The 24,410-nt window shown below is 54.8% G+C and carries 27 protein-coding genes, 1 tRNA gene and 1 pseudogene; 12 read left to right on the top strand and 17 right to left on the bottom strand.

What is annotated here, in order from left to right:
* Positions 1–3 precede the first annotated feature (3 nt).
* Positions 4–549 (top strand): peroxiredoxin, encoded by a 546-nt coding sequence (locus tag J4P41_RS09405; protein ID WP_061929549.1) that lies wholly within the window; start codon positions 4–6, stop codon positions 547–549.
* Positions 550–581: 32 nt separating this feature from the next.
* The gene (locus J4P41_RS09400) at positions 582–1,190 is read left to right on the top strand and encodes a DUF1643 domain-containing protein (RefSeq protein ID WP_426066897.1); all 609 of its coding nucleotides are present in this window, start codon (positions 582–584) and stop codon (positions 1,188–1,190) included.
* A 12-nt stretch (positions 1,191–1,202) separates the two neighbouring features.
* On the opposite strand, the gene J4P41_RS09395 is transcribed toward J4P41_RS09400, so the two are convergent.
* Positions 1,203–1,850, bottom strand: coding sequence for a POTRA domain-containing protein (locus J4P41_RS09395; RefSeq protein ID WP_426066896.1), 648 nt, complete (start codon positions 1,848–1,850; stop codon positions 1,203–1,205).
* Positions 1,851–2,151: 301 nt separating this feature from the next.
* Here J4P41_RS09395 and J4P41_RS09390 point away from each other — a divergent pair, with 301 nt between their 5' ends.
* A complete protein-coding gene (locus J4P41_RS09390) occupies positions 2,152–3,720 on the top strand; it encodes a carbohydrate porin (protein WP_426066895.1) in 1,569 nt (522 codons plus the stop codon).
* A 173-nt stretch (positions 3,721–3,893) separates the two neighbouring features.
* Positions 3,894–6,134: a TonB-dependent receptor gene (locus J4P41_RS09385; RefSeq protein WP_426066894.1), complete on the top strand. Its 2,241-nt coding sequence runs from the start codon at positions 3,894–3,896 to the stop codon at positions 6,132–6,134.
* 80 nt (positions 6,135–6,214) lie between these two features.
* Here J4P41_RS09385 and J4P41_RS09380 read toward each other — a convergent pair whose 3' ends face one another.
* The 11 genes from J4P41_RS09380 to J4P41_RS09330 all read right to left on the bottom strand — a co-directional run bounded on the left by J4P41_RS09380 (position 6,215) and on the right by J4P41_RS09330 (position 15,397).
* Complete coding sequence (locus tag J4P41_RS09380; RefSeq protein WP_062016756.1) at positions 6,215–7,762, bottom strand: carbohydrate porin; 1,548 nt, start codon at positions 7,760–7,762, stop codon at positions 6,215–6,217.
* A 192-nt stretch (positions 7,763–7,954) separates the two neighbouring features.
* Positions 7,955–9,466, bottom strand: coding sequence for a peptide MFS transporter (locus J4P41_RS09375; RefSeq protein ID WP_426066893.1), 1,512 nt, complete (start codon positions 9,464–9,466; stop codon positions 7,955–7,957).
* A 34-nt stretch (positions 9,467–9,500) separates the two neighbouring features.
* The gene (locus J4P41_RS09370) at positions 9,501–9,650 is read right to left on the bottom strand and encodes a hypothetical protein (protein ID WP_169925623.1); all 150 of its coding nucleotides are present in this window, start codon (positions 9,648–9,650) and stop codon (positions 9,501–9,503) included.
* Between the two features lie 2 nt (positions 9,651–9,652).
* Complete coding sequence (locus J4P41_RS09365; protein WP_426066892.1) at positions 9,653–10,561, bottom strand: DnaJ C-terminal domain-containing protein; 909 nt, start codon at positions 10,559–10,561, stop codon at positions 9,653–9,655.
* Positions 10,558–10,716: a hypothetical protein gene (locus J4P41_RS09360; protein WP_426066891.1), complete on the bottom strand. Its 159-nt coding sequence runs from the start codon at positions 10,714–10,716 to the stop codon at positions 10,558–10,560. The genes J4P41_RS09365 and J4P41_RS09360 overlap by 4 nt, the downstream gene beginning before the upstream one ends.
* Before the next feature lie 50 nt (positions 10,717–10,766).
* Positions 10,767–11,732, bottom strand: a complete 966-nt coding sequence (locus J4P41_RS09355) for an alpha/beta hydrolase (RefSeq protein ID WP_426066890.1) — start codon at positions 11,730–11,732, stop codon at positions 10,767–10,769.
* 67 nt (positions 11,733–11,799) lie between these two features.
* On the bottom strand, positions 11,800–13,305 hold the full coding sequence (locus J4P41_RS09350) for an efflux transporter outer membrane subunit (protein WP_023943584.1): 1,506 nt from the start codon (positions 13,303–13,305) through the stop codon (positions 11,800–11,802).
* Between the two features lie 2 nt (positions 13,306–13,307).
* On the bottom strand, positions 13,308–14,219 hold the full coding sequence (locus tag J4P41_RS09345) for an HlyD family secretion protein (RefSeq protein WP_023942144.1): 912 nt from the start codon (positions 14,217–14,219) through the stop codon (positions 13,308–13,310).
* A gap of 12 nt (positions 14,220–14,231) precedes the next feature.
* Positions 14,232–14,426 carry a DUF1656 domain-containing protein gene (locus J4P41_RS09340; RefSeq protein ID WP_007284708.1) on the bottom strand — a complete coding sequence of 65 codons (195 nt, stop codon included), beginning with the start codon at positions 14,424–14,426 and terminating at the stop codon, positions 14,232–14,234.
* A gap of 171 nt (positions 14,427–14,597) precedes the next feature.
* The gene (locus J4P41_RS09335) at positions 14,598–15,032 is read right to left on the bottom strand and encodes a hypothetical protein (RefSeq protein WP_426066889.1); all 435 of its coding nucleotides are present in this window, start codon (positions 15,030–15,032) and stop codon (positions 14,598–14,600) included.
* Between the two features lie 86 nt (positions 15,033–15,118).
* Positions 15,119–15,397, bottom strand: coding sequence for a hypothetical protein (locus J4P41_RS09330; protein ID WP_426066888.1), 279 nt, complete (start codon positions 15,395–15,397; stop codon positions 15,119–15,121).
* A gap of 86 nt (positions 15,398–15,483) precedes the next feature.
* Here J4P41_RS09330 and J4P41_RS09325 point away from each other — a divergent pair, with 86 nt between their 5' ends.
* The 7 genes from J4P41_RS09325 to J4P41_RS09295 all read left to right on the top strand — a co-directional run bounded on the left by J4P41_RS09325 (position 15,484) and on the right by J4P41_RS09295 (position 21,044).
* Complete coding sequence (locus J4P41_RS09325; protein WP_426066887.1) at positions 15,484–16,641, top strand: ABC transporter ATP-binding protein; 1,158 nt, start codon at positions 15,484–15,486, stop codon at positions 16,639–16,641.
* Between the two features lie 242 nt (positions 16,642–16,883).
* The gene (locus tag J4P41_RS09320) at positions 16,884–17,879 is read left to right on the top strand and encodes an extracellular solute-binding protein (RefSeq protein WP_010505721.1); all 996 of its coding nucleotides are present in this window, start codon (positions 16,884–16,886) and stop codon (positions 17,877–17,879) included.
* Positions 17,876–18,307 (top strand): hypothetical protein, encoded by a 432-nt coding sequence (locus J4P41_RS09315; protein WP_426066886.1) that lies wholly within the window; start codon positions 17,876–17,878, stop codon positions 18,305–18,307. The genes J4P41_RS09320 and J4P41_RS09315 overlap by 4 nt, the downstream gene beginning before the upstream one ends.
* Positions 18,304–18,792: a YcgN family cysteine cluster protein gene (locus J4P41_RS09310; protein WP_062021331.1), complete on the top strand. Its 489-nt coding sequence runs from the start codon at positions 18,304–18,306 to the stop codon at positions 18,790–18,792. Before J4P41_RS09315 ends, J4P41_RS09310 begins: the two co-directional genes overlap by 4 nt.
* A gap of 10 nt (positions 18,793–18,802) precedes the next feature.
* Positions 18,803–19,486, top strand: coding sequence for a M48 family metallopeptidase (locus J4P41_RS09305; protein ID WP_426066885.1), 684 nt, complete (start codon positions 18,803–18,805; stop codon positions 19,484–19,486).
* A gap of 7 nt (positions 19,487–19,493) precedes the next feature.
* Positions 19,494–19,579: transfer RNA gene (locus J4P41_RS09300), tRNA-Leu, on the top strand.
* An 88-nt stretch (positions 19,580–19,667) separates the two neighbouring features.
* Complete coding sequence (locus J4P41_RS09295) at positions 19,668–21,044, top strand: DUF6538 domain-containing protein (RefSeq protein WP_426066884.1); 1,377 nt, start codon at positions 19,668–19,670, stop codon at positions 21,042–21,044.
* A 109-nt stretch (positions 21,045–21,153) separates the two neighbouring features.
* Here the strand turns inward: J4P41_RS09295 and J4P41_RS09290 are convergent, their stop codons facing one another.
* The 5 genes from J4P41_RS09290 to J4P41_RS09270 form a co-directional block, all read right to left on the bottom strand.
* A complete protein-coding gene (locus J4P41_RS09290) occupies positions 21,154–21,858 on the bottom strand; it encodes a LemA family protein (protein WP_426066883.1) in 705 nt (234 codons plus the stop codon).
* A 108-nt stretch (positions 21,859–21,966) separates the two neighbouring features.
* Entirely contained in the window at positions 21,967–22,500 is a 534-nt protein-coding gene (locus tag J4P41_RS09285; protein ID WP_426066882.1) for a DUF5384 family protein, read from the bottom strand.
* 24 nt (positions 22,501–22,524) lie between these two features.
* Entirely contained in the window at positions 22,525–23,031 is a 507-nt protein-coding gene (locus J4P41_RS09280) for a hypothetical protein (protein WP_426066881.1), read from the bottom strand.
* A gap of 302 nt (positions 23,032–23,333) precedes the next feature.
* Complete coding sequence (mazF, locus tag J4P41_RS09275; RefSeq protein ID WP_426066880.1) at positions 23,334–23,678, bottom strand: endoribonuclease MazF; 345 nt, start codon at positions 23,676–23,678, stop codon at positions 23,334–23,336.
* Positions 23,675–23,917 (bottom strand): AbrB/MazE/SpoVT family DNA-binding domain-containing protein, encoded by a 243-nt coding sequence (locus J4P41_RS09270; protein WP_426066879.1) that lies wholly within the window; start codon positions 23,915–23,917, stop codon positions 23,675–23,677. The genes mazF and J4P41_RS09270 overlap by 4 nt, the downstream gene beginning before the upstream one ends.
* Before the next feature lie 313 nt (positions 23,918–24,230).
* On the opposite strand from J4P41_RS09270, the pseudogene J4P41_RS09265 reads away from it, so the two are divergent.
* A pseudogene (locus J4P41_RS09265) lies at positions 24,231–24,398 on the top strand (DUF6538 domain-containing protein); the annotation flags it as partial.
* Positions 24,399–24,410 lie beyond the last annotated feature (12 nt).

Raw genomic sequence — 24,410 nt, 5'->3', positions numbered from 1 at the left:
CCTATGCGCCTTCTGCTGCCAATCTCCGCTTTCTGCGCCCTCGCTTCGATTGGCACTCTTGCCTCCCCGGCCCATGCCGCACTGGAAACCGGAGCCCACGCTCCTGATTTCACGGCTCAGGCCAGCATGGGAGGACATCAGTTCAGCTATCATCTTGCCGATGCCCTGAAGACAGGCCCGGTTGTCCTGTATTTCTATCCTGCAGCCTTCACCAAGGGATGCACGATCGAAGCACATGATTTCGCGGAGGCCATTCCGCAGTTCAAGGAAATGGGCGCAACCGTTATTGGCATCTCCATGGATCCGATCGACAAGCTGACAAAATTCTCTGTCAGCGAATGCCGCAGCGCCTTTCCTGTTGCAGCAGACCCAAACGGTACCGTAACGAACTCTTATAAGGCCAAGATGCCCGCAAAGCATCTGGCCAGCCGTACGTCCTATGTGATTGCTCCGGACGGACATATCGTTCTGTCCTATGCCTCCATGTCACCGGATGAACATGTCGAACGGGCACTGGCTGCCGTGAAAGCCCTTAAAGCCGGCCACTAACGCCGTCACACCATCCTCCGGATTTCCCTGCCATGTCCCGTTCTTCCCACCCCGCTCCTGAAAAGGAGCTGGCTGGTTCTGCCGACCTGTTTGGTCAACATCATGTTGGACACGCACGCCCCCTTCGCCTGTCAGAAGACGTGCGCAGCACAGCCCTCTATGCAGGTCCCGGCGACTGCTACCGTTACACACTTGAGCGCGTGTGGGACGACAGCAAACCGATGATGATGTGGCTGATGATGAACCCATCTGTCGCCACAGAGATCGGAGACGACCGAACGGTCGCCAAATGCCAGCGCTATGCTCGTGCATGGGGGTATGGCGGCATTTTTGTTGGAAACAGCTTTGCCTATCGCTGTACGGATCAGAAACGTCTTCTGGAAGTTGACGATCCGGTCGGGCCAGACAATGACACCCATCTTCTGACCATGGCGAAAAAAGCAGATCTGGTCGTTCTAGCCTACGGGGCCCCACAGGCCAAAGCCCTCAGGCCCCGTGGAACCGAAGTGGCCCGAATGCTGGGCCATCATGGCATCAAAGTCACTGCGCTACGGCTTAGCAAGAGCGGCAGACCGGAGCATCCGCTCTACCTGCCTTCTGTTCTAACCCCACAGCCACTCGACCCAGAAACCCTGTCCTGACACGAAGCCTGATCAGTACGGGGTCCTCTCTCCCTCACGTTCCTTGATCTGCCAGACCAGAACCAAATGGTTGTCATGATTGGGGTAGACAACCTGAGGCTGGATTTCAGCACCCAGCTTCTTCTCCTGATAAACCTTCTGGATCGCCGCTTCGTCAGCAGCCAGCGTCTCGTCTGAAATAGTCGCACCTTCCTGCAGATGCGTTGCCGCCGCCAAAGCCGGTGTTGGAACGCTGCTGTTTCCGTCAAAGGCGACCTTGTCGAGAATGAGTTGCCGCGCCTCGCGATTCCGTGGAACTTCCTCCCGAAGAACAAGCTTAACGTCCACCTTGTCAGCGGAAATATGCATCTGCTCGCCAAGATCAGTCCCTATGCCCCGGGACTGATACAGATCTGCAACGCGCTTTTGCGCCGCAGAAAGCTGAGCACGGGTCACGCTCTGGCCGGACTGATAACCAAACGTCTTGAGGATATCCTCTGATGGAACACTCTTATTGCCCTGCACAGAAACCGTTCCAAGCTGCAAAGGAGCGTCCATTGCGGGAACAGGAGGCGGAGCCGGTGGTGTAGCCGTATCGGCCGCAGCCGATCCCACCAATAATATCGCTCCCAGGCCAAGCCCTGAAGCTGCCTGTTTCAGCATGGAACGAGAAAACATCATGCTGCCTCCTGTGTCTTGAAAAAAATAAGAGACCCTCCTTTACGCTATAGAAACCCCGAGGTTGCCAATTATTCAGACCCGACAAGTCTCCATCCACACAACGTCACAATCCAACAGATCCCATCATCCCAACCCGGCTTAATCCCTTCGACGCATTGACACTGGGGGGACCGTTCTGCGACACACCATGTCTCCCTCCCTAAATTGGAATTCATTTTCTTCGTCCCATCACGGGAACAACAACGAAGAAAACATGTTTTCCACCCCACCATCATCAGACAGAAGAGAGACCTGCTGCCTCATGGTCGTGCTGCCTATTTCCGCTCGCGTTCCTCGTTCCGGATCTTTTCGTTCGGCCCTGCTCGGCGTCCTATCCGCCACGACACTGGCCTTCCTGCCCGGACACGCCTTCGGACAGGCGGCTTCTCCTTCCGGTTCTACACCCACAGCAGGTCCTTCTGCGGAACCGTCTGCTGGCGACAGCAAATCCGAACTCACGCCTCACCCCATGGACACGGGCCGCCGCGTTCCCCTTTTGCAAAAAAACATGCGTGGTGTTCGCAGTGCAGGAGCCTCCGACGATATCGCAGACCCCGGCTCCTTCTTTGCAGCCCCTATGGGCTCACAGCATTTCTTTGGGGACTGGGGCGGCATCCAGCCCTGGCTGATGGATCACGGCATTCACCTTCTCGCTTCCATCAACGAAGAATTCGCCGGAAACATCACTGGCGGAAAGCAGCGCGCCTATTCCGATACAGGTCAGGTCGGCGTTGAGCTGGACGTCGACTGGAACAAGCTGGCAGGCATTCCGAATTTCTGGACCCACACCCTGATCGTCAACGGTCACGGTCAGAACGTGTCGCGCATGTTCGGAGATTCCATCGCGCCTGTTCAGGAGATTTATGGCGCCCGCGGGAACGTGGTTGCCCATCTGGTCTCGATGTATGGCGAGACGTCCTTTTACCATAACCGCATCGACATCAGCGCTGGCTGGATTCCTGTAGGCTCCTTCTTTGCAGCGTCTCCCCTGTTCTGCGACTTCATGAACGTGGCGGTATGCGGCAACCCGGCACCGAACAAATATACGGAAGGTAACCGTGACTGGCCGTCCGGTAATCTGGCAGCCATCGTTCGCGTCATGCCAACCGTCGATACCTACATCATGGGCGGTCTGTTTGCGGTCAGCCCTCATGCCTATAACGGCGGCATCTCCGGTTGGTCATGGGCCCAGTCCGGGTTGGGCAAGTTCTCCACACCGATTGAGATTGGATGGGTGCCACATTTCGGGAAAAACCGCCTCGTTGGCCACTACGAACTTGGTTATTCCTACGACAACTCACGCTATCCCAATCTTTACGAAGACATTCACGGCAACTCCTGGCAGCAGACCGGCCTGCCTCGCCGCTACGAAGCGGGCCGAAACAGTGCATGGCTCATCATGGACCAGATGCTCATGCGCAATGGCCCAGGCGATACCAATGGTCTGATCCTCATGGCAGGCGCCATGTATAGTGACGGCCAGACGGTTTCCATGCGCGATCACACATGGGTTGGAATGCTGGATACAGGCAAAGCGTGGGGGCGGCCTCTCGATACCGTCGGCGCAATGTGGCAGCATTTCGACATGAGTACGACTGCCGCCCTCCAGCAGGAATCTTCCAAAAACCTCAATCTTCCTTATCAGGATACACAATGGGGCGCGGTTTATGGTCCGCAGAGTCATGAGAACGTGTACGAACTGTTCTACAGCGCCCATGTCGCCCGTGCGATGGCGATTCAGCCTGACTTTCAGTATATCCAGCGCCCAAGTGCCACGACGACATTCCATGATGCGGCGGTACTGGGAGTCCAGTTCACAGTCGTGCTCTGACGCAGTCCACTTTGCATCTGACGATATAGCAGAGCCTCTTTTAGGCTCCGCTTGTTTTATGGCGCAAAAGCCACGCTGAACCCGAAATCATATTACGTTACATCAATCTATTTGAGATTAATTCTCATTCCCGTATGTAGCGCTCACCTTCTCCTCCAATCGAGGCTTCCATCGTGCGCGTACATCCGATCTTCCACACCAGACCTGCCCGATCCCGTAGCCGCCTGGCCTGCATCCTCCTAGCCGGCACCACCTTCCCTATCCTTGCGACAGCCGCGACCAGCTCTTCCGTTGCATCGCAGCAGGCTACCCAGGACACAGCCCCCGCTTCAAAAACGTCGACTCCGAATGATGAAGAAATCGTCGTCAAGGCGAAGCGCCGGAACCAGATGGAAGTCACAAACGGTGGTCAGCTTGGTGTTCTGGGAAACAAGAAAGGTCTGGACGTGCCTTTCAACATCCGCAGCTATTCTTCCAGCATGATTCTAAACCAGCAGTCCCAGACGCTCGGACAGGTTCTGGAAAACGATCCCTCTGTCCGCACCACGTATGGATACGGCAATTTCTCGGAGATGTTCGTCATTCGTGGCTTCGCCGTGAACGGAGACGACGTCGCCATCAACGGCCTGTACGGCATCACCCCCCGCCAGCTCGTCTCTCCACAGCTTTATGACAGCGTGCAGGTTCTCAATGGAGCCAGCGCATTTCTGAATGGGGCTGCACCGGGCGGGTCAGCCATCGGCGGCAACATCAACCTCATGTTCAAACACGCCACGGATGCACCGATTACACGCCTGAGCGCAGGGTATACCAGCAGCGCCATGGGAGACGGCAGCATCGACGTCGGGCGGCGCTTCGGAACGGAAAAACAGTTTGGCGTCCGCCTGAATGTCGCAGGACAATCGGGCGAAGATTCCATCAATAACGAATATCGCCATTCGACGGCTCTGGGTGCAGATTTTGACTGGCACAGCCGGGATAACAGCACCCGTATCTCAATGGACATGAATTATCAGAACCAGGGCGTCGATGGCGGCAGACCCGCAATCTTCCTGGGTAGCGCAGTCACGTCCGTGCCGCGTGCCGTTTCGCCATCCCATAATTACGGGCAAAAATGGGCTTATAACGATCTGAACTACATTTTCGGGATGCTCAATATCGAGCACGACCTCTCGAAAAATGTCACGCTATACGGCGCATTTGGTGCCCTTCACGGCGATGAAAAAGGCAACTACTCCACCCCGACCATCACAAATCCCACGACAGGCGACGGAACAGCCGGAGCCATGTATGTGCCGTATTCTCAGACAAACGAAAGCACGCGCGCAGGCGTTCGCGCGCATTTCCGCACAGGCTTCATCAAACATGAAGTCAACGCCGGTGGATCGGCCCTTTGGGAAGATACCGGTGCAGCTTATGCGATGTCCCTGACCCCTCTCACCACCAATCTTTACAACACGACGCAGAAAGCCGCCCCGGCTGAGACATTTGTTGGCGGCGTACTGGATAACCCACAGACAACAAGCTGGACGCGGCTTTACAGCCTGTTCTTTTCAGACACGATGACGTTTCTGAACGGTCGCGTCGCGCTGACCGGTGGGTTCCGCTACCAGAACATGCTGATCAACGGATACGCCTACAGCAAGACCGGTCGCGGCGCGCAGTCCAGTCATTACGACCAGGACGCCATCACACCGGTTGTGGGGCTGGTCATTCACCCAACGCGCCAGACATCCATATATTTCAACCGGATCGAAGGTCTGACCAAAGGAGCAGTGGCCTCAGGAAATGTCATCAATCTTGGGGAAGTCTTTCCGCCTTACAAATCCACCCAGTACGAAATCGGTGCGAAATACGACATCGGGCGGTTCAGTGCGGGTCTGGCCTTCTATCAAATCGCACAGCCCAATGCGTATTCTGAAGCGCTGGGAACAACCGGAAACTACATCTATCGTGTCAACGGGCTCCAGCGAAACCGCGGTATGGAACTGACCGTCAACGGCCAGATCCTTCCCGGACTACGCTTCAATGGTGGCGGGACTCTCATCCAGGCCGCTCTACGCCGCACAGCCGGCGGGACTTATAATGACAACACGGCGATCGGCGTGCCCAACTACACGATCAACGGCAATCTGGAATATGACCTGCCTTTCCTGAAGGGTGCAACGGTGGTCGGACGCGTCGTCAACACGGGTAAGCAATGGGTCAATCAAGCCAACACTCTTCATATCCCGGTCTGGACACGCTTTGATCTGGGCGCACGCTACACGTTCACAACCTATCACAAGCCCGTCACGCTGCGCTTCGGCATCGATAACATCGCCAATACCCGTTACTGGTCTTCAGCGTTCAACGGCTATCTGCTTCAGGGCCTGCCTCGGACGTTCAAGTTCTCTTTCACAACCGATCTCTGATTTCCAATCAGACATCAGGCACAAAAAAACGCCCCCCCATTAAGAGGGGCGCGTTTTTCATATCTGCTCCGAGCCGGAACTTAGAACGTAATACCTGTCTCGAAATCCATCAGCAGCGCATTCTTGTACCGGTTGGTACCACCCGGATGCATGATGTACTGCGCACCAGGCCGGATCACGAGCCACGGCGTCGGGCGCCAGCCGTAATTCAGTTCGATGGCATGTTCTTCAGAAGGCTTGTACAGCCCTGTTGCCCCCGCCGCCTGCATCTGGCGCGCCCAGATGGTCAGCTTCGGGTTCACCCACAGCATTTTCATGCCAAGGCTGATCGTATCGTTCGGACGATCCTTGAAGGTGCCCTTGCGCGTAATACCCCATGTGATGAAATAAGGCGCAATCGCCGTACGCGGATCACCCCAGGTAAAAGAGCCGAAGAACGATGTTCCACGGTTCGGATCCGCCTTGTCACGCTCCAGCATCCGGTCAAACTGGAACCAGCCACCAAAGCGACCACGCACCTGCTGGACTGGCGCCGAAATCAGATATTCCGTCGGAACGCCGAATGTTCCAAGCTGACCATAGACATTCTTGACCTGAGAAGAGTCCCAGTAGCCGCCAATCTTGATATTGGTCTGAAGCGGGCCGCTGTAATCATCCTTGCCGCCCTGATGCCAACCAAGCTGGAACGGAACGTACGTGCCCGTTGCGCCATGAAGGTTCATCTTCCAGCCGTTATGCGTATTGGCAATCGTCGGATCGACCGAATACGCACCAAACTGGATCAGATAATGATTGTTCCCGGCGGGGTAGAACTTCACCCATGCACCCGGATGTGCTGTCGGGTAATATCCATAACCCGAGTTCATCGCGACAGACTGCGGCATACCGCAGATGGCGTTGGACTCGAATTGGCAGTACTGGCTCATGCCCCAGTACATGGAGGACTGTTCGAAATCGTTCTCGGTATTGATTTCACCCACTTCCGTAGAGACATACCGGTTCCACGGCATTTCCCATGACAGACGGGTCAGACGGACGGTTTCACCCGATCCAAAGATCTGCTGGGGACTATCCAGGGCCGGAAGCTTGGCCCCAATGCCCAACCCCTGTCGGGCCGTACTCAGGAAGTGGAAGAGACCAAGGTTCCAGCCCGTCAGCCGCTTCAGATCAAGGTCAATATTCAGGCCAAACTCATCCGCATACCGAACGGTCTTGGCCTTGCCCCCCATAGGGTTGCCAGCACTGTCCTGCAGGAAGTGCCCGCCGATATTGATACCTTTTTCCGTCAGCCAGGTCCGATAGCCGCCCCAGTCCCCTGTCATGGTGCTCTGGGTCAACCAATCGTGGAAGCTGGCAGGGAAGAAACGGCTTTCCGTTGTATCCGAAGGCTGCGCGGCTGCCAGATGTGAGGGCGTCGGCGCAGGCTTGACCAGCAGAGGGCTGGGCTGGATGGATTTCGTGCGTAGAACCGGGTGACCCGCACTGTTATGGGCACGAGGCTGCTCTGCCGATCCTTGAGAAGATGCAGAAGCCGTTTCGGCGTGTGCAATCTGGAATGTGGACAGAGCCGTACTCAAAAGACAGGCCGTCCCCAGAGCCTTCGTCAAACCGCTTCTAAACCTCTGCATTTCTTTTCGCGTGTCCCTCTCGCGTGGCCTGTAGCTGGAAAATCGTGAACGACTGTCCAATACAGGCCGATACCGGTCCGGAATAGAGAGAGGAAGACGCTTGTTTTCCTAATCGGCACCCTCGGGAGATTTAAGACAAATGATGTCCAATCATTTTCCTAGGTTTTCTCCCGAATTACAAAAGTTTCACGTTCAAGAAATCGTAGAAAGTTTCTTGTTCACAGTTATGTGTTGTCGATCCCAACGTCGCGTCAAAGGCTCGATACAAGCCAGAATCACGACAATCGCAACAGCGATCTCACAAAGCGTCCGGAACAAACCCGCATAAAGAACATTGCCAGCAGACGTCGCCACATCGGCCGGCATGGCAGCCTCATTCGCAATAACGCTGCCCACATACATGGCAATGCCCCAGAGCAGATAAAGACCGCCCATCATGAAACCACCAAGCCTTGCCGGAGCGTAGCGGGCGATAATGGCCAGGCCCAGACCATTGGTCAGCAATTCCGCAAAGGACAGCAGCCCGTAGCCCACAACCATGATCCATGGAGAAACAAGGCCCGTCGTTGCCGTCGTCGCAAACCACCAGACACCAAAGGCCAGTGCGACCATCGCATATCCGATCAACATCTTGCGGGCGATAGACAGATCCCGGCCCTGTGCACCGAAGCGATTGTACACGGTGGCCAGTATCGGGCTGAGCGCCATGATCCAGAGCGAGTTGAGAGCCTGAAACTGTCCGGCAGACATGTGCAGGATCGTGACGCCAGCAATTTTGAAATCACCGGACACATCCCGCAAGGCATAGAGCGTGAGGGACGTAATCATCTGCTGATAATAAATCAGATAGATCGTTCCCTGCAGGGAAAGCAGATAGGTCAGTTTCAGCCCGGGCCGTTCTTCTGCCGGCGCGCGGCCGTATAATACCGCCCAGATGACAGCCAGGCCAATCCCCGCAACAATGACGCAAATTCTTGCAAGCCCATCACTGCTCAAGATCCACGCGTTGAAAAGCGTCAGGAGCAGCAACCCCAGTCCCACCAGCCCAAAGCGACTGAGCGGGATACCTTTCTGCTCGATCGGACTCGCCGTATAATCCAGCCAGTTGGACCGCCACAGATAATAGAGCAGCCCAACAACAAGCCCTCCGGAGCATGTGGCAAACGCAACTGGTGCCCCATAATGGACCTGTAACCACGGCGTCAGCAGCATCGAAACGGTCGAGCCGACATTTACGGACATGTAATAGAGCGTAAATGCGGCATCCAGCGCCGCATCATCCCCTTCATAAATCCGCCTGACCAGATTACCCGCATTGGGCTTGAACAGACCATTCCCCGTAGAAATCAGAGCCATAGCCAGCAACAGAAGAGTCGTGGAATTCAGGGACGCTGCAAGACAGGCATAACCAAGGGCCAGCGACACGGTCCCCATGACGACGGTCCGCCGCGTTCCCAGAACACGGTCTCCCAGAACGCCACCCAATGCTGGCGTGATATATGTCAGAGCGGAAAAAGCGCCCATCATCAGATTGGCCGCTGTGTCTGCCATCCGAAGCTGTTGCACCATAAACAGCGTCAGAACGGCCTGCATCCCGTAATAGCCGAACCGTTCCCACAGCTCGATTGCCAGTACGACAGTAAAGGCCCGGCGGCGTTGCGCCCCGGTATCCTGAACAGCGGGAGAAGAAGAAAAGGACGCCATGAAATACCCGTCAAAAGCAAAGACGGGCCTTACTTTAGGGCAAATGCCACTCCCCGGCGAGGATGAGCGCATGCGCCCCCATGATGCTTAGAGCCACGACAAAAATAATCGCGAAAATACCGCCAATGATCTGCCGCCATGGCCAGTCTGGCAGACGCGCTTTCGCGCGCCGGACCATGCCCATTTTCAGACCTCCTGAGCAGCAAAAAAGGCTTCAAGCTCAGGCGAGACAGTCCCGATATGCACTTGAAGGGTCACGAACAGATCACCTGCCGGATGCTTTTTGTCTGCACCAACGCCACGCCCCGCCAGCCGGAGAACCTTCCCGCTGTCAGAATGCTTGGGCACCTTGACCGCAACATCCCCCTTCGGCGTCGACACCGTCACCTTACCGCCCAGAACCGCTGTTCGCAGGTCCACATTCTGGGTGATGCGCAGATTACGCCCGTCGCGGGTGTAACGCTTGTCAGGTGTGACACTGATGGTCAAAAGCGCATCGCCCGGAACACCCGGCTGTCCATCCATCCCCGGACGACCGAGAGCCCCCTTGCCACGAACACGCAAGGTCTGGCCGTCTTCCACTCCGGGAGGCACTCGCACTTCCGTATGCCCTCCTTCTCCCAAAGCAAGATCAAGAGATGTGCCCAGAACAGCCTGTTCAAAACTGATGGTTACGGAAAACCGCCGATCCGATCCTTTTGAGGCCCGCCGTCCGGCAGCGCCACCGGGACGAAAATCCCCACTGAAGCCACCGCCCCCGAACATATCGGAGAAGAACGACCCCAGGTCTTCCTGACTGAAATTGCCCTGGAAGCCATGCGCGCCGCCGCCCGGCCCACCACCGAACCCTGCGCCACCAAATGGCCCGCGTTCCTGTCCCTCAGCATCAATCTCGCCACGGTCAAAACGCTCGCGCTTTTCCTTGTCTCCGATGATGTTGTAGGCCTGTCCGACAGCCTTGAACTTTTCCTCGGCATCCTTGCTGTCAGGATTGTGGTCAGGGTGATACTGCTTGGCCAGCTTCCGGTACGCGCTGCGGATTTCCTTGTCCGTCGCTGTCTTGGCAACACCGAGAACCGAATAAGGGTCTTTCATCTCACCTCCGCATCATCTGCCGGGCCATCATCCAGCAGGTCAATCAGGACTGCGATCACGACGTCACGCGCAAAACCCGCCTTCACGCCGTCTGCAATCAGGCTTTCCAACCTGGGGTTGAGGTAGTCCTCAGCCGGATGTCCATCCTGTGCCATATGTGTTGTTCCTCCGTTATCCCCAGATGTGTGACGCCCGTCGCTCCGGGTCAATGACTGAGGACAAACTCTGCAATATGCGGGACAAGTTTTGGGTCCAAAAGCACAGTTGAGTCTGTATAGGCCTTCATAAAATCCGCTTTGCCAGTACCTTGCACATCCTTCAGCATATGATTGGCCTCTGGCAGATACTGTACGTCCGCTTTTGGCGCAGCGGCTTTGAGGAGATCAAAATCGGCCGTCGGACTGATCTGCGTGTCCCGTCCACCCTGAACCAGCATCGTGGGACCTTGATAGGCAGCCACCAATTTTGCCGGGTCATAACGCATTTCATCCATCAGATAATGCTGAACATTAGACCGGAAAAGGGTGCGCAGGCCCGGATGCAGCGTCTGGGGATCAACAGTTTTCCCTGCTTCAAGATCATTCAACGCTCCATCAATCTGAGGCAGAAGGCTTTGTGTGCCGGGGGCCGCATGGAGCTGACTCCGAAGAATTTCTCCTATTGATCGCCCTGGCGCAGACAGCAGGATCAATCCGCATAGAGGCTTCACCGAGGACGCCGAAGCAAGGGCGACAAGCGCACCTTCACTATGACCTGCGACCCACATACAGGAAATGCCAGTTTGATGCTGGATCGTGTTTATCCAGCTTTGCACATCCGTGACGTACTCATGGATTGTGACGTTATTGGCATCAGGAATAGCCCGCGCGCTTCCGAACATACCCCGCTTGTCGATACGGACAGAAGAAATCCCATGCTCTGCCAGCCCTTCTGCAAGCAGACGAAGCGTCGCAGGTTTTATGGAGGTCAGGCTGTCTCCGTTGCGATCAGTTGCGCCAGAACCGGGAATGAGAAGAACAACCGGCCTTTTCGCTCCCGCATTCAGGAAGGTTCCTGCCAAGACACCCTGCGGACCCGGCGCTTCAACAAGACTTTCCGTCGCAGCCAGCGCAGTCGAAGGCGGGAGGGCAAGCACCCCCAGAAGAAACAGGTAGCGGCGGAAACGATACATCTCAGTCCCCTTGCGTGACACACCCCGAAACCTGCCACGGACAACAACGCACCGCCACGTTTTTCACTCAGCGCGTAAAGGCGCGCGCCAGAGCGTTCTGCTTCCCGATTTCAACTGGCAGACGCGTATCCGTGAGCTGACGTCCCTGCCAGCCAGCGCCCATGGCTGTATAAAGTGCAATAGCATCGCGCAGGCGCGCCGTGCGCCCGACAACGGCCTGATCCTGCGCGGTCAGAGCCGTCTGCTCGGTGGTCAGGACATTCAGATATCCTGTCAGACCAGCACCAAACAGCTTCTGAGCCCTGTCACGGGCCAGACCGGAATCCCGGGCAGCATCTTCAAGCTGACTGACCAGTTCATCGTCATGCCGCCAGTCGCCCAGTGAGTCTTCAACTTCCTCGAATGCCTTGAGCACTGTCTTGCGATAGACCAACCGGCTGGCTTCTGCTTCTGCACGGGCCTGAGCAATCTCGGCGGTATAGCGACCACCATGAATGACCGGCAAAGACGCCATCATCATAAAACTCCAGGCCATACCACCCATCTGGAACGCCTGATAAGCCGCCGAGGCATTCGGGTTGAACGTCAGTGGGATCATGAACTTCGGATAGAGGTTCGCGACCGCTACACCCACCTGCGCGGTATCAGCAGCATAATGCGCCTCAGCCGCCCGAATATCCGGGCGATTGGCCAGAACAATCGACGGCAGGGATGCAGGGAACGTCGGCACTGTTGGCAGCGGTTTGCGAACATCCAGCTCCTCTTCCAGCTTGCCGGGCATTTCACCCAGCAGCACGGAAATCGCATGGATCAGTCGCTCTTCCTGAGAATGAAGAGGGGCAAGCCGTGAGCGTTCGAGATGCTCTTCGGTCTGCGCCTGCGCTACAGCCAGTGTATTGCCAAGACCGTGCGTATAAAGCTTTTCCGTTAATTCACGAGAGCGCTGTGCCACATCAATGCTGCGCTCCGTAACGGCCAACCGCTCCTGCACGCCGCGAAGCGATACATAATCCGATGCCAATTCAGACAGCAGCGAAACCAGAATGGCGCGACGGTTTTCAATGGACTCTTCAACCAGCCGCTTGCGCTCTTCCACCTGACGGGAAATATGCCCGAACAGGTCAATTTCCCAGCTCGCACGCGCACCATAGGTTAGGACAGATGCCTGAGGACGGTTTGCAGGATTACCAGGACGGAGCGGCCAGTTGTCCACATTGATGGAATACCGATCATCACCGCCGCCCATGGCCGCATCAAGCTGCGGATACCAGGCTGCCTGCGCCTGTCGACGGACAGCACGCTCGGACACGATATGCTGGGACGCAATCTGAAGGTCGTAATTCCCTTTGATCGCCTGCTCGACCAGTTCGTTCAGCATGGGATCGTGGAATTGCGCCCACCAGTCCTTCATGTCCGCTTCCGTTCGGGCAATCTCCTCTGCCGTCACCGAGTGAGGCTGCTCAACGAAAGAGTCAGGCACCTTGATCCTGTCTGGCTTGAAATTCGGCCCGACGGTGCAGGCCGTAAGCGACAGACAGGTGCTGAGAGCGAGGGTAAGGAGTTTGCGGGACATGATCAGAGATGATTCTGCAGCCAGGTGGTCAGCTTGCCACGGGCGCCGGGCGTTTCGCGGCCAATCGTGACAGTCGCGGTCATACCGGCCGCAAGGGTGATTTCCGGCGGAACGTTATCCAGTTCCAGACGAACCGGAATACGCTGCGCCAGTCGGACCCAGGTAAAGATCGGATTCACGTCCGGCAGACCCAGACGGTCAGACACACCGTTACGATCATTAATACCACGACCAATACTGACGACGTGCGCAGGAAGGATTTGTTTGTATCCCATCAGCTTCACACGGGCTTCGTCACCGACATGCACGCCGTGCATCTTGGTTTCTTCAAAATATCCGTTGATCCAGTAACTGTGCGCGTCAATGACAGCCAGACCGGGCTGACCAGCATGGGCATAGTCACCAACCCGAAGATTCAGGTTGGTAATGTAACCGTCAACGGGTGAATAAACCGTCGAACGCTGAAGATTGAGCAGAGCCGTATTCAGTTCAGCTTTCGCCGCATTAACCTTGGCCCGCTGCGTCTCGACATTCGAGTTGAAGTCTTCCTGCTCTTCAGCAGAAACAATGCCACCCAGTCCCATACGGCGCTTGGCGTCGGAGGAGCGAAGCTTCAGGTCTTCTTCCGCACCAGCAAGACGGGCACGGGCCGCATCAATATCAAGGCGGAAACGCACAGGATCGAGCACGAACAACGGATCGCCACGATGTACGAACTGGTTATCCACAACGGGAACCGACACAACCGTCCCGGACACTTCGGGAGCGGCATCGACCACATACACACGGACGCGTCCATCACGCGTCCATGGTGCAAGAACGTAAATGTCCCACATGGTCCGGCCGAGGCCAATGGCCATCGCCAGTACGATGAGAGTCAGCAGAACGCGGATCACACTGCGGGTCCAGTTCATAGCCGACCCCTCCTAGACGTAAAGGATGAGCAGACAGAGAACACAGACATAGAGCGCTATTTCAAATAGAGCGACGTGCCAGAACCAGCTTAAGGCGCCGGTCCGCCACAGAATGCTTCTCAACAACAATGTTACGAACACTGCTGCAACGGCATAGATTGAAAGGGGTGCGACAAAGACGCCGAAGAGATTAACTTCCGTAAGCATCAGGTTGTGACCTTACTGCCAACTAACGGACTGTTCGACGAACTTTCCACGGGACTCCTCGCAAGTCCGTGACGACTCCCACAAGGGCGTGATCACGGCACAGGCGAAGTCCTTACGCCATTAACCCACGGGTGGCCAGATGGCTTTGACAAAAATCAGTCATAAAATGTCTTATTTGGAATAACTGAAAAAACTTCTGATGAGTGAAAAGAGTTTCCGGCCTGTAAAACGTCCTGCCGGTCCAAGCAAAAGCCCCGTCACGGCGGTGACTGCAATAGACTGCTTCAGTTCGACGAGCTTACGGTCACGGCGGATACGAGCCTCGATTTCAACCACATCGGGGATGGACCAAGCCGCCAGCGCAGCGAAGATCACCACAAAAAGCATATCCACACCAATGACACAGAGACTGGCTTTAACATAGCTCAGTCCTGCAACACTGATAAAGAAAGCCCAAAGGAAACCGTGAAAAGAAATGGCGGCGAACAGCAGGAAGACGACTGCAACAAGAGCACAAGCCACCCGACGGCCGATTCGCATCGCGGAACGTGAGAGGATCTGGCCTTGGGCGGACAGGACTTCCTGACCGAGTTCGATAGGCTTCATGGAGGATCGTTCGCCTTTATTCTAAACAGGACGGGTGCAGGCCTGCGCAAATCGCCTGCTTCCCGCCTGAAAAGGTTACGTGCCGATTATTTGGAAAAACGGCCCGCCAGGAAACCGACCACAGCCGAGATCAGAATAGCGGCGATAGGCCGCGACTGCACACGCGTCGATACATTTTCGATTTCATGATCCGTGATTTTACGGGCATTTGCAACGGCGTGCTCCGTGCGATCAGCAGCCTGTAGCAGCACAGGACTGACATAGTCGTTCAGGATCTGCTCAACCTGCTTGCGAAGACTGTCAATCTGCTCCTGCGTGGTTTCTGCAGCGACTTCGATGTTCTTCTTGACGGTATCACGGCTCATGTTCAAACCCTCATTGCAATATAGTAGGGGCTTGGGAATCAAGCCCTGTATCTCACTTCAAACGCAAAACCATTATCAGAGGTTGCATGCCCCGCCCACCCGGCGCTCCACTTACCAACCCCAGAGGTCAGGCCGCTCCCCGTGTGACGATGGCCCTTCAACTGGAAGCACTTCGTCCCGGTTTACAGGCGGAAGCCTTCGATCTGTCTGTTCCTCAAGGCGAGACTGTGACAGCGTATGGTACAGACATAGCCGTGCTGTCCGGTATTCTGGATCTGATCGCCGGGTTTTCTCCTTCAATGGGCGGCCGCATTCTTGTACGTGGCACCGACATCACATCACGCCCGGCTGGTCAGCGCGGTGTGGCGTTGATCAGCACACGGGACCCGCTGTTTCCCCACCTGGATGTGCAGAGCAACATCGTTTTCGCACTCCGCGCCCAAGGGCAAAAACACGCAGAAGCTGACGCCGGTGCAGGTAGAATGATGTCCCTTCTCGGGTTGGATGGCCTGGGGAAAGCAGCACCTCGCACCCTTTCACCAGAACAAACACTTCGGGTCATGCTTGCAAGAGCACTCGTTACATCCCCCGCCGTCCTCCTGCTCGACAATCCGTTCGCCGCACTGGATCCACAGGCAGCACGTCGAATGGCATCCCTGCTTTCAAAACTGACGCGCGCCCGTGATCTCAGCATCCTTCAGAGTGTTCCCAGCAAAGAAGACGCCTTACGGGCAGGAGGCTCTATTGCGTTTTTCCAAAGTCAGATGCTCCTTCAGTCTGGTTCTGCCGCAGACCTCTACGACCGTCCGGCAAGCGTCGAGGTCGCTACACTTTTCGGGGAGGCTAACTGCCTGACCGGGCAGGTGCTCGATATCGGGGATGATATTGCGCGCATCCACCTTGCGTGCGGCGGAGTTGTTGAAGCCCTTGCCTCCGAGAGCGAATTGGCTGAAGGACAAGCCTGTCTGGTCTGTGTCCGGCCTGACCGGATTTCTCCTTTCTTCGGCACACAGTCTCTTGGACTGGAAGATGAGGATATGCCGCCTGTACGCGGTACCCTGACAGAGACCGTGCATCTCGGGGACCATATAAGAATGCGAGTCCGTTGCCCGGACGGCACCGAAATCGAGCTTCGTCGCCCTCCCCTTCAAACACAGAAACTCCCCCGCCCCGGCTCCCCCGTCCAACTAGCCTGGCCAGCGGGACATGCGACGGCCTTTCCGCTTCGGCCCGACCTGTATTAAAGTGCCGCCGCTTTATGGTGGGTTTCTGGCCCGCTCTCGTTTCTCCCTGAACTAAGGATCGTCATCTGTCCCGGCCCGCCTCCCTTTTGCGACAAACGCTCCCGGTCTGTATCCGGGCGGGTCTCGGTCGTGCCTTACGTCCTTCACGCCTGCTGACGGGTCTTCTGCTTTTTCAGTGCCTTCCGCTGAATATGCCTGCCCATGCCACTACATCCAGCTCCTCGCAGAGTGCATCCGCGAGTGTGGAAAGATTCTTTTCGCATATTGGCCAAAGCGTCACGTCTGTTTTTTCAACGCCCGAAGCCTCGGCTCATGCGCATAAACATTCCAGAACACACTCCGTCGCGAAACACCGGAAAAATACAAAACCAGCCGCCCCACCTGCACCCGGCTGGGGTGTCCCGGAAGGAACTGTCGCTGCCAACGCTTTGGCAGGAGCAGACAGCACAATACGACTGATTGAGTGGGATGGTCAGAAGACAACTCTGGATGTTGGCGTCCATGCTGCAAGAGCGGACTGGGCGGCAGTCCTGTTGAACGGAAGCCAGCTTTCAGAAGCCTGCCAGAAGAACTGGGTTCGCCCTATTGAGAACAACACATCATGCGGCGTTCCTGGAGGCCAGAGCACACTTGCCCTCGCCTGGGACAGGTCCCGCCTGCCGTCCGCTCCTGGCTGGAAAGATTTCTGGGATGTTGCCCGCCATCCTGGCAGACGCGGCCTTCGCCTGAGTGCACGTACAACCCTTGAAATCGCGCTTCTTGCTGATGGTATCGATCCAAGAGATATCTACACAGCACTCTCCACGCATGCTGGTGTGGATCGTGCCTTCCATAAGCTGGATCTGCTGCGCCCCTATATCGTGTGGTGGAAAACGCCAGACGATGCCGCACGCATCATGGAACAAAGCAGCGCGTTGATGACCAGCGCTCCCATGGCAGAAATTTCCAGCGTCAGCACAAAAGTGAAGGCTGGTCCGGCATCCTCGCTGTTTGTTGCCCAACCAGACGTCGTCCTTCGTACTCCCCTTTACTGGGCGATTCCTGCCAACACGCCAAACGAAGTAGCCACAAAGACGCTTGAGCACCTCAACAAAACGTCCCTTCATCTGGATGACACCCCTGACAGCGCAGTAGCGCCTAACGGGATAATATTACCCGTCAACGAAGCATTCTGGACAAAATACGGGGATCAACTGGAACAGAGATTCCAGGATTGGTATGGCAGCAAGCAGCCATGATGGCCCTCTCCCTCCGCCTTCATCTGGCTCCCATTCTTTCAGGACTGCTTCTGGGGTGCACCGTCATCACACTGTTGATGCGCCTGCTTCCCGCCAGATATGTACGATTATTAGGTCTTCTGGTTCTTTTGCCAGGGCCCGCGCTCGCCTTCGCCCTTCCTGAGTTACATAAGGCAGGCGTGATATTCACCGGGCGATATTATGATGTGCTTCAGGGCGGCTTAATCTCTCCTGCCGTTATGCTTCCATTCGGAGCTACACTTTTAGGTATGCCTGCTGGCACAACGCGCGCAGCAATAGGGCTAGGCGCCAAATTCTCAACGCGTGTACGACTGATCTGGCTGCCCCTTCTGCTCCCAGCCGCACTTCTGTCCTGCACAATGGCAGTTCTCCTGACAGTCGGGTGTGTGATATTGGATCGTCCATGACGTCCGTACCTTTTTTCTGGCAGACCACGCCTCTGGACCAGATGACACCTGAACAATGGGAATCCCTGTGTGATGGATGCGGTCGCTGCTGCCTGAACAAGCTACGCGATGAAGACACGGAAGAGGTCGTCTATACAACGGTCGCCTGCCGCCTTCTGGATACGCAGACCTGCCGGTGCACGAGTTATCTCAAGCGCCATCGCAAAGTTCCAGACTGCATCACACTGACACCGGAACTCCTTGCGGACATCGACTGGCTTCCCCCAAGCTGCGCATACCGATTACTGCGTGACGGCTTTGACCTGCCTGAATGGCACCCCCTTCGCAGCGGCACCCGTGACAGCGTCCACACGTCCGGTGCATCTGCTGGCGGTCGTTGCATCAGCGAACGGCAAGCGGGCTCATTGGAAAATTACATTGTTGACTGGCCTGGAGAGTGGCCTGAAAACTCGCCCCCCTGCATGTCCTTGAAGCAGTCCGGCTAGAACACCTTTCATGCTTCCTCCGACCGTCCCCCTTGTCTGGCGACGTTCGAAACGTGCCCGCCGCATGACCCTGCGGATTGATGCCATGCAAGGCAGCGTCATTGTAACAATGCCTGATCGTATAAGTCGCAAACAGGGATTGGCGTTCGTCCAGCAACATATGGACTGGATTTCGACGTCTCTAACGTCCTTGCCTGAACAGCCGGTTCTGGCGCATGGGCATGACATCATGATCGAAGGCAACCTCGTCCCCATTCTCCATGAACCGACTGCACGTCGCGGTACATGGTTGGACGATGACGGACTTCATGTGAGCGGAGATGCCGAGCATACCGAACGCAGAGTGCGGGACTTTTTGCTTAAACTTGCAAAAGACCGTCTGGATACCGCTGTAAAACGCCACAGCGAAAGAATGCAACTTGTTCCTTCCCGTCTGGATTTACGAGACGTTCGAACACGATGGGGCAGTTGTACCCGTCAGGGTCGCATCATGCTGAGCTGGCGCCTGCTAATGACCCCGGTTGAAATCCGGGACTACGTCATCATTCATGAGCTCGCCCATCTCAGACATTTTGACCATAGTTCCGATTTTTGGGCTCTTGTTGATCATTTTTGCTTAAATGGTCGCCCAGGACGCCTTGCAGCGGAGCGCTGGTTGCGCGAAAACGGGACCGCCCTGCTGCGCGCAGCATGAGGCGTGTGCGAGCTTGGCGGAATGGTAGACGCACGAGACTTAAAATCTCGAGTCCGTAAGGGCGTGCGGGTTCGAGTCCCGCAGCTCGCACCACAGACTTCCCGGAAATGAACGGTTTTTCGGCTTAAATGGGGCAAAGGTATCCTTTGCTCCACCGTCCTTCCCCACTGAAGGACGTCTCATGCTCCGTATTCGCGGCACCACTTATCACTTCCGCCGAATCGTCCCCCCTGCCCTTCGCTCGACGCTGAATCAGCGGGAAATCTGGGTTTCTTTAAAAACCGGCTATCAGAACGAAGCCCGTAAACGGGCCTCTTTGCTTCATGCGAGGACAACAGAACTGCTTGAGGAGACTTCTCGGGCGTTGGCTGAGGGACAGGAGCGACAAGCTGTCCCGCACGTGCGGGACGCACTGAGTGACCTGCATCGCCTCGTCGACAGTGCGGCAGGCATTGAAGCGGTTCCTTTGCCCGCCTCAAGACGGAGACCACGACCGCAGAACATGCGGAAAACCCAAAAGAGGCAGAGCAAGCCACAGCCCTTGCTCCTGTCTGAAGCTCTGACGCGGTTTGTGCTCAAAAACCCACATGCCAGCGCCGATACCAAAAAAGCCACCCAACGAGCCGTAGAGCTGTTTCTGCAAGCCTTTGGAGACGCGCCTGTCTCTATCATTGGCGGCGAGAAGGCCGGAGCCTTCCGGGACTTGCTCTTTTCCCTACCTGCGTCTCTGGGAAAGCGGAAAAGCCGTCTCACACTCACAGAAGAAGCAAACCGTGCCAGAGAGGACGGACGCCCTACTCTAAGCGGCAAGAGCGTGAAGAACCATATGATGCGGCTGTCAGCCCTGTGGAAGCAGTTATTGCAGCGAGAACTGGTAAAGAAAAACCCCTGGACCGGATGGAGCTTTGAGATTGGGTCCAAGACCATCCGCAGGGGGTGGAGCAATCAGGAGCTGCACACCTTGGTGACAGGCGACTGGCCCAGTAGTTCTGTCCCTGAAAGCACATTCCGCATCATCACAATGATAGGGGCCTACTCCGGCATGAGGCTGGGGGAAATCTGTCATCTGAGAAAAGAAGACCTGAAAACGGTTGACGGTATTCCGTGCTTTGTCATCCAGCCTCATTCAGAAGACGGATGGTCCCCCAAGACAGACGCCGGAACACGAATTGTTCCTGTGCACTCCAAACTCATTGAGGCAGGACTCCTCACCCCGAAAGACACCCCGGACGGCCCGTATCTCATTCCTGACCTCAATACGTCGAAGGACGGTGTTCGAGGAACAGTCTTCGGGCGGTCGTTCTCGACCATGAAAACCCGCCTCGGGCTTCCTGCAGAAATTACGTTCCATTCGTTTCGGCATAGCGTTTCCACGCAACTCCGAAACGCTTCGGCTGACATTCGGGAAATCTGGATTGATAGGCTTTTGGGACATGAAGCAACGCATAAGAGCCAAGGCACTTCGACCTATCTCAGTGGCATCACAACGTCCAATCTCAAACAGACCGTTGAGGCCATTGTCTATCCCGACGACCTTTTCAGGAAAGGCTGGAGTTAGGCGGGAGCCAGCAGTGCTCAATGGCTACCCATTAAGCATCTGGCAAGGGGGATTGCATCCCCCGTTGACCCCCTCAAAGAGCCAAAATATTCAACAAAAAATATTAATTCTACTTTGAATTCTCATCATCTTTATCTTGGTCGTTTTCATGAAAATTAGACGCGTTTTTTACTTCTCTAAAATTTTCAATTTGCGCTCCAGCACGCTGCGCCAGAAGCTTTCCACGCTCCGTCGCATTGTCTCCAATACGCTTCATCGTCTCTCGGAGAATAGCACCATCGTCAGTTTTGAATTCAATTTTTGCGTCTAAACCGTCCTCATTTGTTTGATAATATGGTGCCTCTGGGAATCCTAGTGTATCGGAGAAGAGCACTGCAGGGAACGTTGCGCGCTGCGTATTATACAATTCAACCGTTCTATTGTATAATTCTCTTTTTTCTTGGATTTCTCCTTCTATAGAATGAAGTTGGTCCATTAATTTCTCATAAGTACGATTTGCTTTTAAATCAGGAAAATTTGATGCTATTGCGGTTACTCTATCAATAACAGTATTTGCAGCACGTGCTATGCTCGCGCTTTCAGCAACGTTAGTGGCACCTTCAGAAACCGTGATATGAGTTAATTTCTCATGCTCACCATAACCTTTACAAATATCTATCAACTGGTTCACCAACGTAACGCGTTTACGCAACATTCCGATTAAATCAGAGTTAGACCGCTTCACTCCTTCAGATCGGAAGCGCAAACCATTATATGTTTTGATAGCGTATCCGAAAATTCCACCCAACAGTAGTAAAACCAGAAGCCCGAACATCAAAATTTATCCTTCTTGAGACTTGATATCCCAAATTTATGCCCGTTTTTTTAAATGGAAACATATCAAAAAATAAAAAAGGGAGATTACTCCCTTTGGAAAACACCCTTAATGTCCGAACCAACCAGATTCTTTTTTGACGGCAGCCTGACCTTCAAGCGCAGCTTTATCACCATTTTTTTCGAGTAAAGTTTTTTCACCAGTACTTATGTTTCTATTAACATCGGCATTAGATTTAATAACGTCTGTTTCGGCATCTTCTTTATGTAGATCGCGATCAATAAATTCATTTTCGCGAGCAACGCGCGCCTTTTCAGCCTGAAGGCGCAGCTGTCTTTCTTCTAAATCCAAATCACGATTTTTATCTTCAAAATCTTGATCTCGTTTCTTATCAGCTGCGGCTGCAGCCGCACGAGCACGCACGTTAGCATTGACTATCGCTTGTTGGCGCTCGACAGCGCGCTCCCTCGCAGCTGCAGCTCTTTGATAGGCCTCTTGTTGCGCTTGATACTGGGCACGCTCTGAAGATTCCTCCTGTGCCTGAGCATTAGCTACAGCATTAATCTGATCGCTTAACGCCGGCTGAGCAATTGCTACAGCAGGAAAGGCCAAAAAAACGGTAGCAACAAATAAAGTGCGCATCAAGAAAACCCTAAATATAATAAATTAAGACTTCTGAACAGGGCAAGAGGCATTGGCTTGAATGCGGGTTACATTCGCATTAGTCATAACCATAATAGCCTGACCCGGCTTATACTCACAAATTTTTCCAACTTGAGCAGAATTATAAGTATGCCCATCTTGAGTATAAGTTAGAGAGACACCATCGACCATAACTTTCCCCGGCACCAAAGAACCAGCACCAGCACCAGCAGCAGTCCCGCCAACTCCACCCAAAGCACCCAAGCCTGCGGAATGGCCTACTCCTACTCCAAGCCCTACACCCAATCCTGCCCCCAGAAGAGCACCACCGATCTGAGCTGCTCTTTGGTTCTGCGCATTGCTCACTTGAACTCGTGCGGGCAATACAGCCAAAATATTGACGACCTTAGCTTCCTGGCGAGAATTTACCTGATCCGCAGTATACGAATTCGCCCGATCCTCTTCCCCTGGCGTTGCGCATGCAGACAAAGCAAAAAGAGAGAAGATGGCAAATGTAGATTTCTTAATCATATTACGATTCCATATCACTCCACACAAAACAATGTGGACACAAAAATGCCATTATCTCAAAAATAATAGCCTCACAATACCAATAAATTATGTACTATATTGGTACTATTTTTGCGGCATAATCAATTCAATAATTATACAAAATCTCCAAGTTTCAATATAGATCTCTAATAAATAAAGGGGGTCAACGGGGGAAAAATTCCCCCTTGTCTGCTGCTCAATGGGTAGCCATTGAGCACTGCTGGCTCCCGCGTTCTCCCGCGTTCTTTCGCCTTCAAAACCCTTGAAAAACTCTCGACTTTTCAGCCGACCAGAAGCCGAACGCGTTGACGGATGGCTTCCAGCTCTTCTGACGTTACCTTCCCCTTGAGTTTTGCCTTCCGAACACGCCAATCCAGACTTCTCACCTGGTCAGACAAAGCGACACTCGCCGTCTTGCCCGCAATAGCTACTTCAAACGGATAGGCTTTGATTTTCGTAGTCGTCGGACAACACAGCATCATGCCTGCCTTGGCGTTGTAGCTGGCAGGACTGAGCACAACAGCAGGACGGTGCCCCGCCTGCTCTCTTCCCGCCTGTGGGTCAAACTCCAACCAGACAATCTCCCCGCAATCTGGAACCCACGAGGCCTTACTCTTTCCACTCACCAGACTTCACCACCCACAGCAGGTCCGTAGCTGGCTTCTTCGTGTCGATTGCTGTCTGTAATGCCAGACACCAAGGCATCCAGACTGAGGGCCGCAGCACGAACAGGCTCGATGATAATCCGTCCGTCTTCTTCACGGACGTCCACAGCCTGATCAACCTTCAGACTGACTGCCTCCAGCACAGAGGCAGGAAGACGGACAGCAGCACTGTTTCCCCATTTTCTGACGATACCATGCATAGGAGCCTCCAAAGGAAAAGTTTATACGATGTATCTACTTTATTCTTCAACCTGAGAGCAATTCCTTTCGCAAAGCTTGACTGCTCCACCGGGTTGCCCGCAGGTTGTGCGGGATTACCAACCTTGAAGGACGGTAACGGCTGAAATTGTCGTTCGTTTTCAGTGTGTTGTCTGCTTGGTATTTTGCAGAGCGTGAGGGTTCGAGTCCCGCAGCTCGCACCACTAACCTATTGAAAATGCATATAAAAACGCGCCTCGGCGTTAAAAAGGGCGTTTGTCCCACAGTCTTTCCCAGAATGGGGAAACTGACGGCATGCTGCGAATCGTCGGGTCGCAATATTATTTCAGGCGTTCTGTCCCTCTGGACCTACGGAGTTGGCTAAGCCGAAGCGAGGTCTCGCACCCGCTCAAAACGTCCAGTAAGTTGCTGGCACGACAGAAAGCAGCTCTGCTCTATGCTCGTACCGGCCAGTGCTTTGAGGAGATTCGGCGG

The sequence above is a fragment of the Gluconobacter sp. NFX36 genome, from assembly GCF_049887835.1.
GTDB lineage: Bacteria > Pseudomonadota > Alphaproteobacteria > Acetobacterales > Acetobacteraceae > Gluconobacter > Gluconobacter japonicus_A.
The sequence above is the reverse complement of the archived record's forward strand: the minus strand, read 5'-3'. Positions and strand labels throughout refer to the sequence as shown.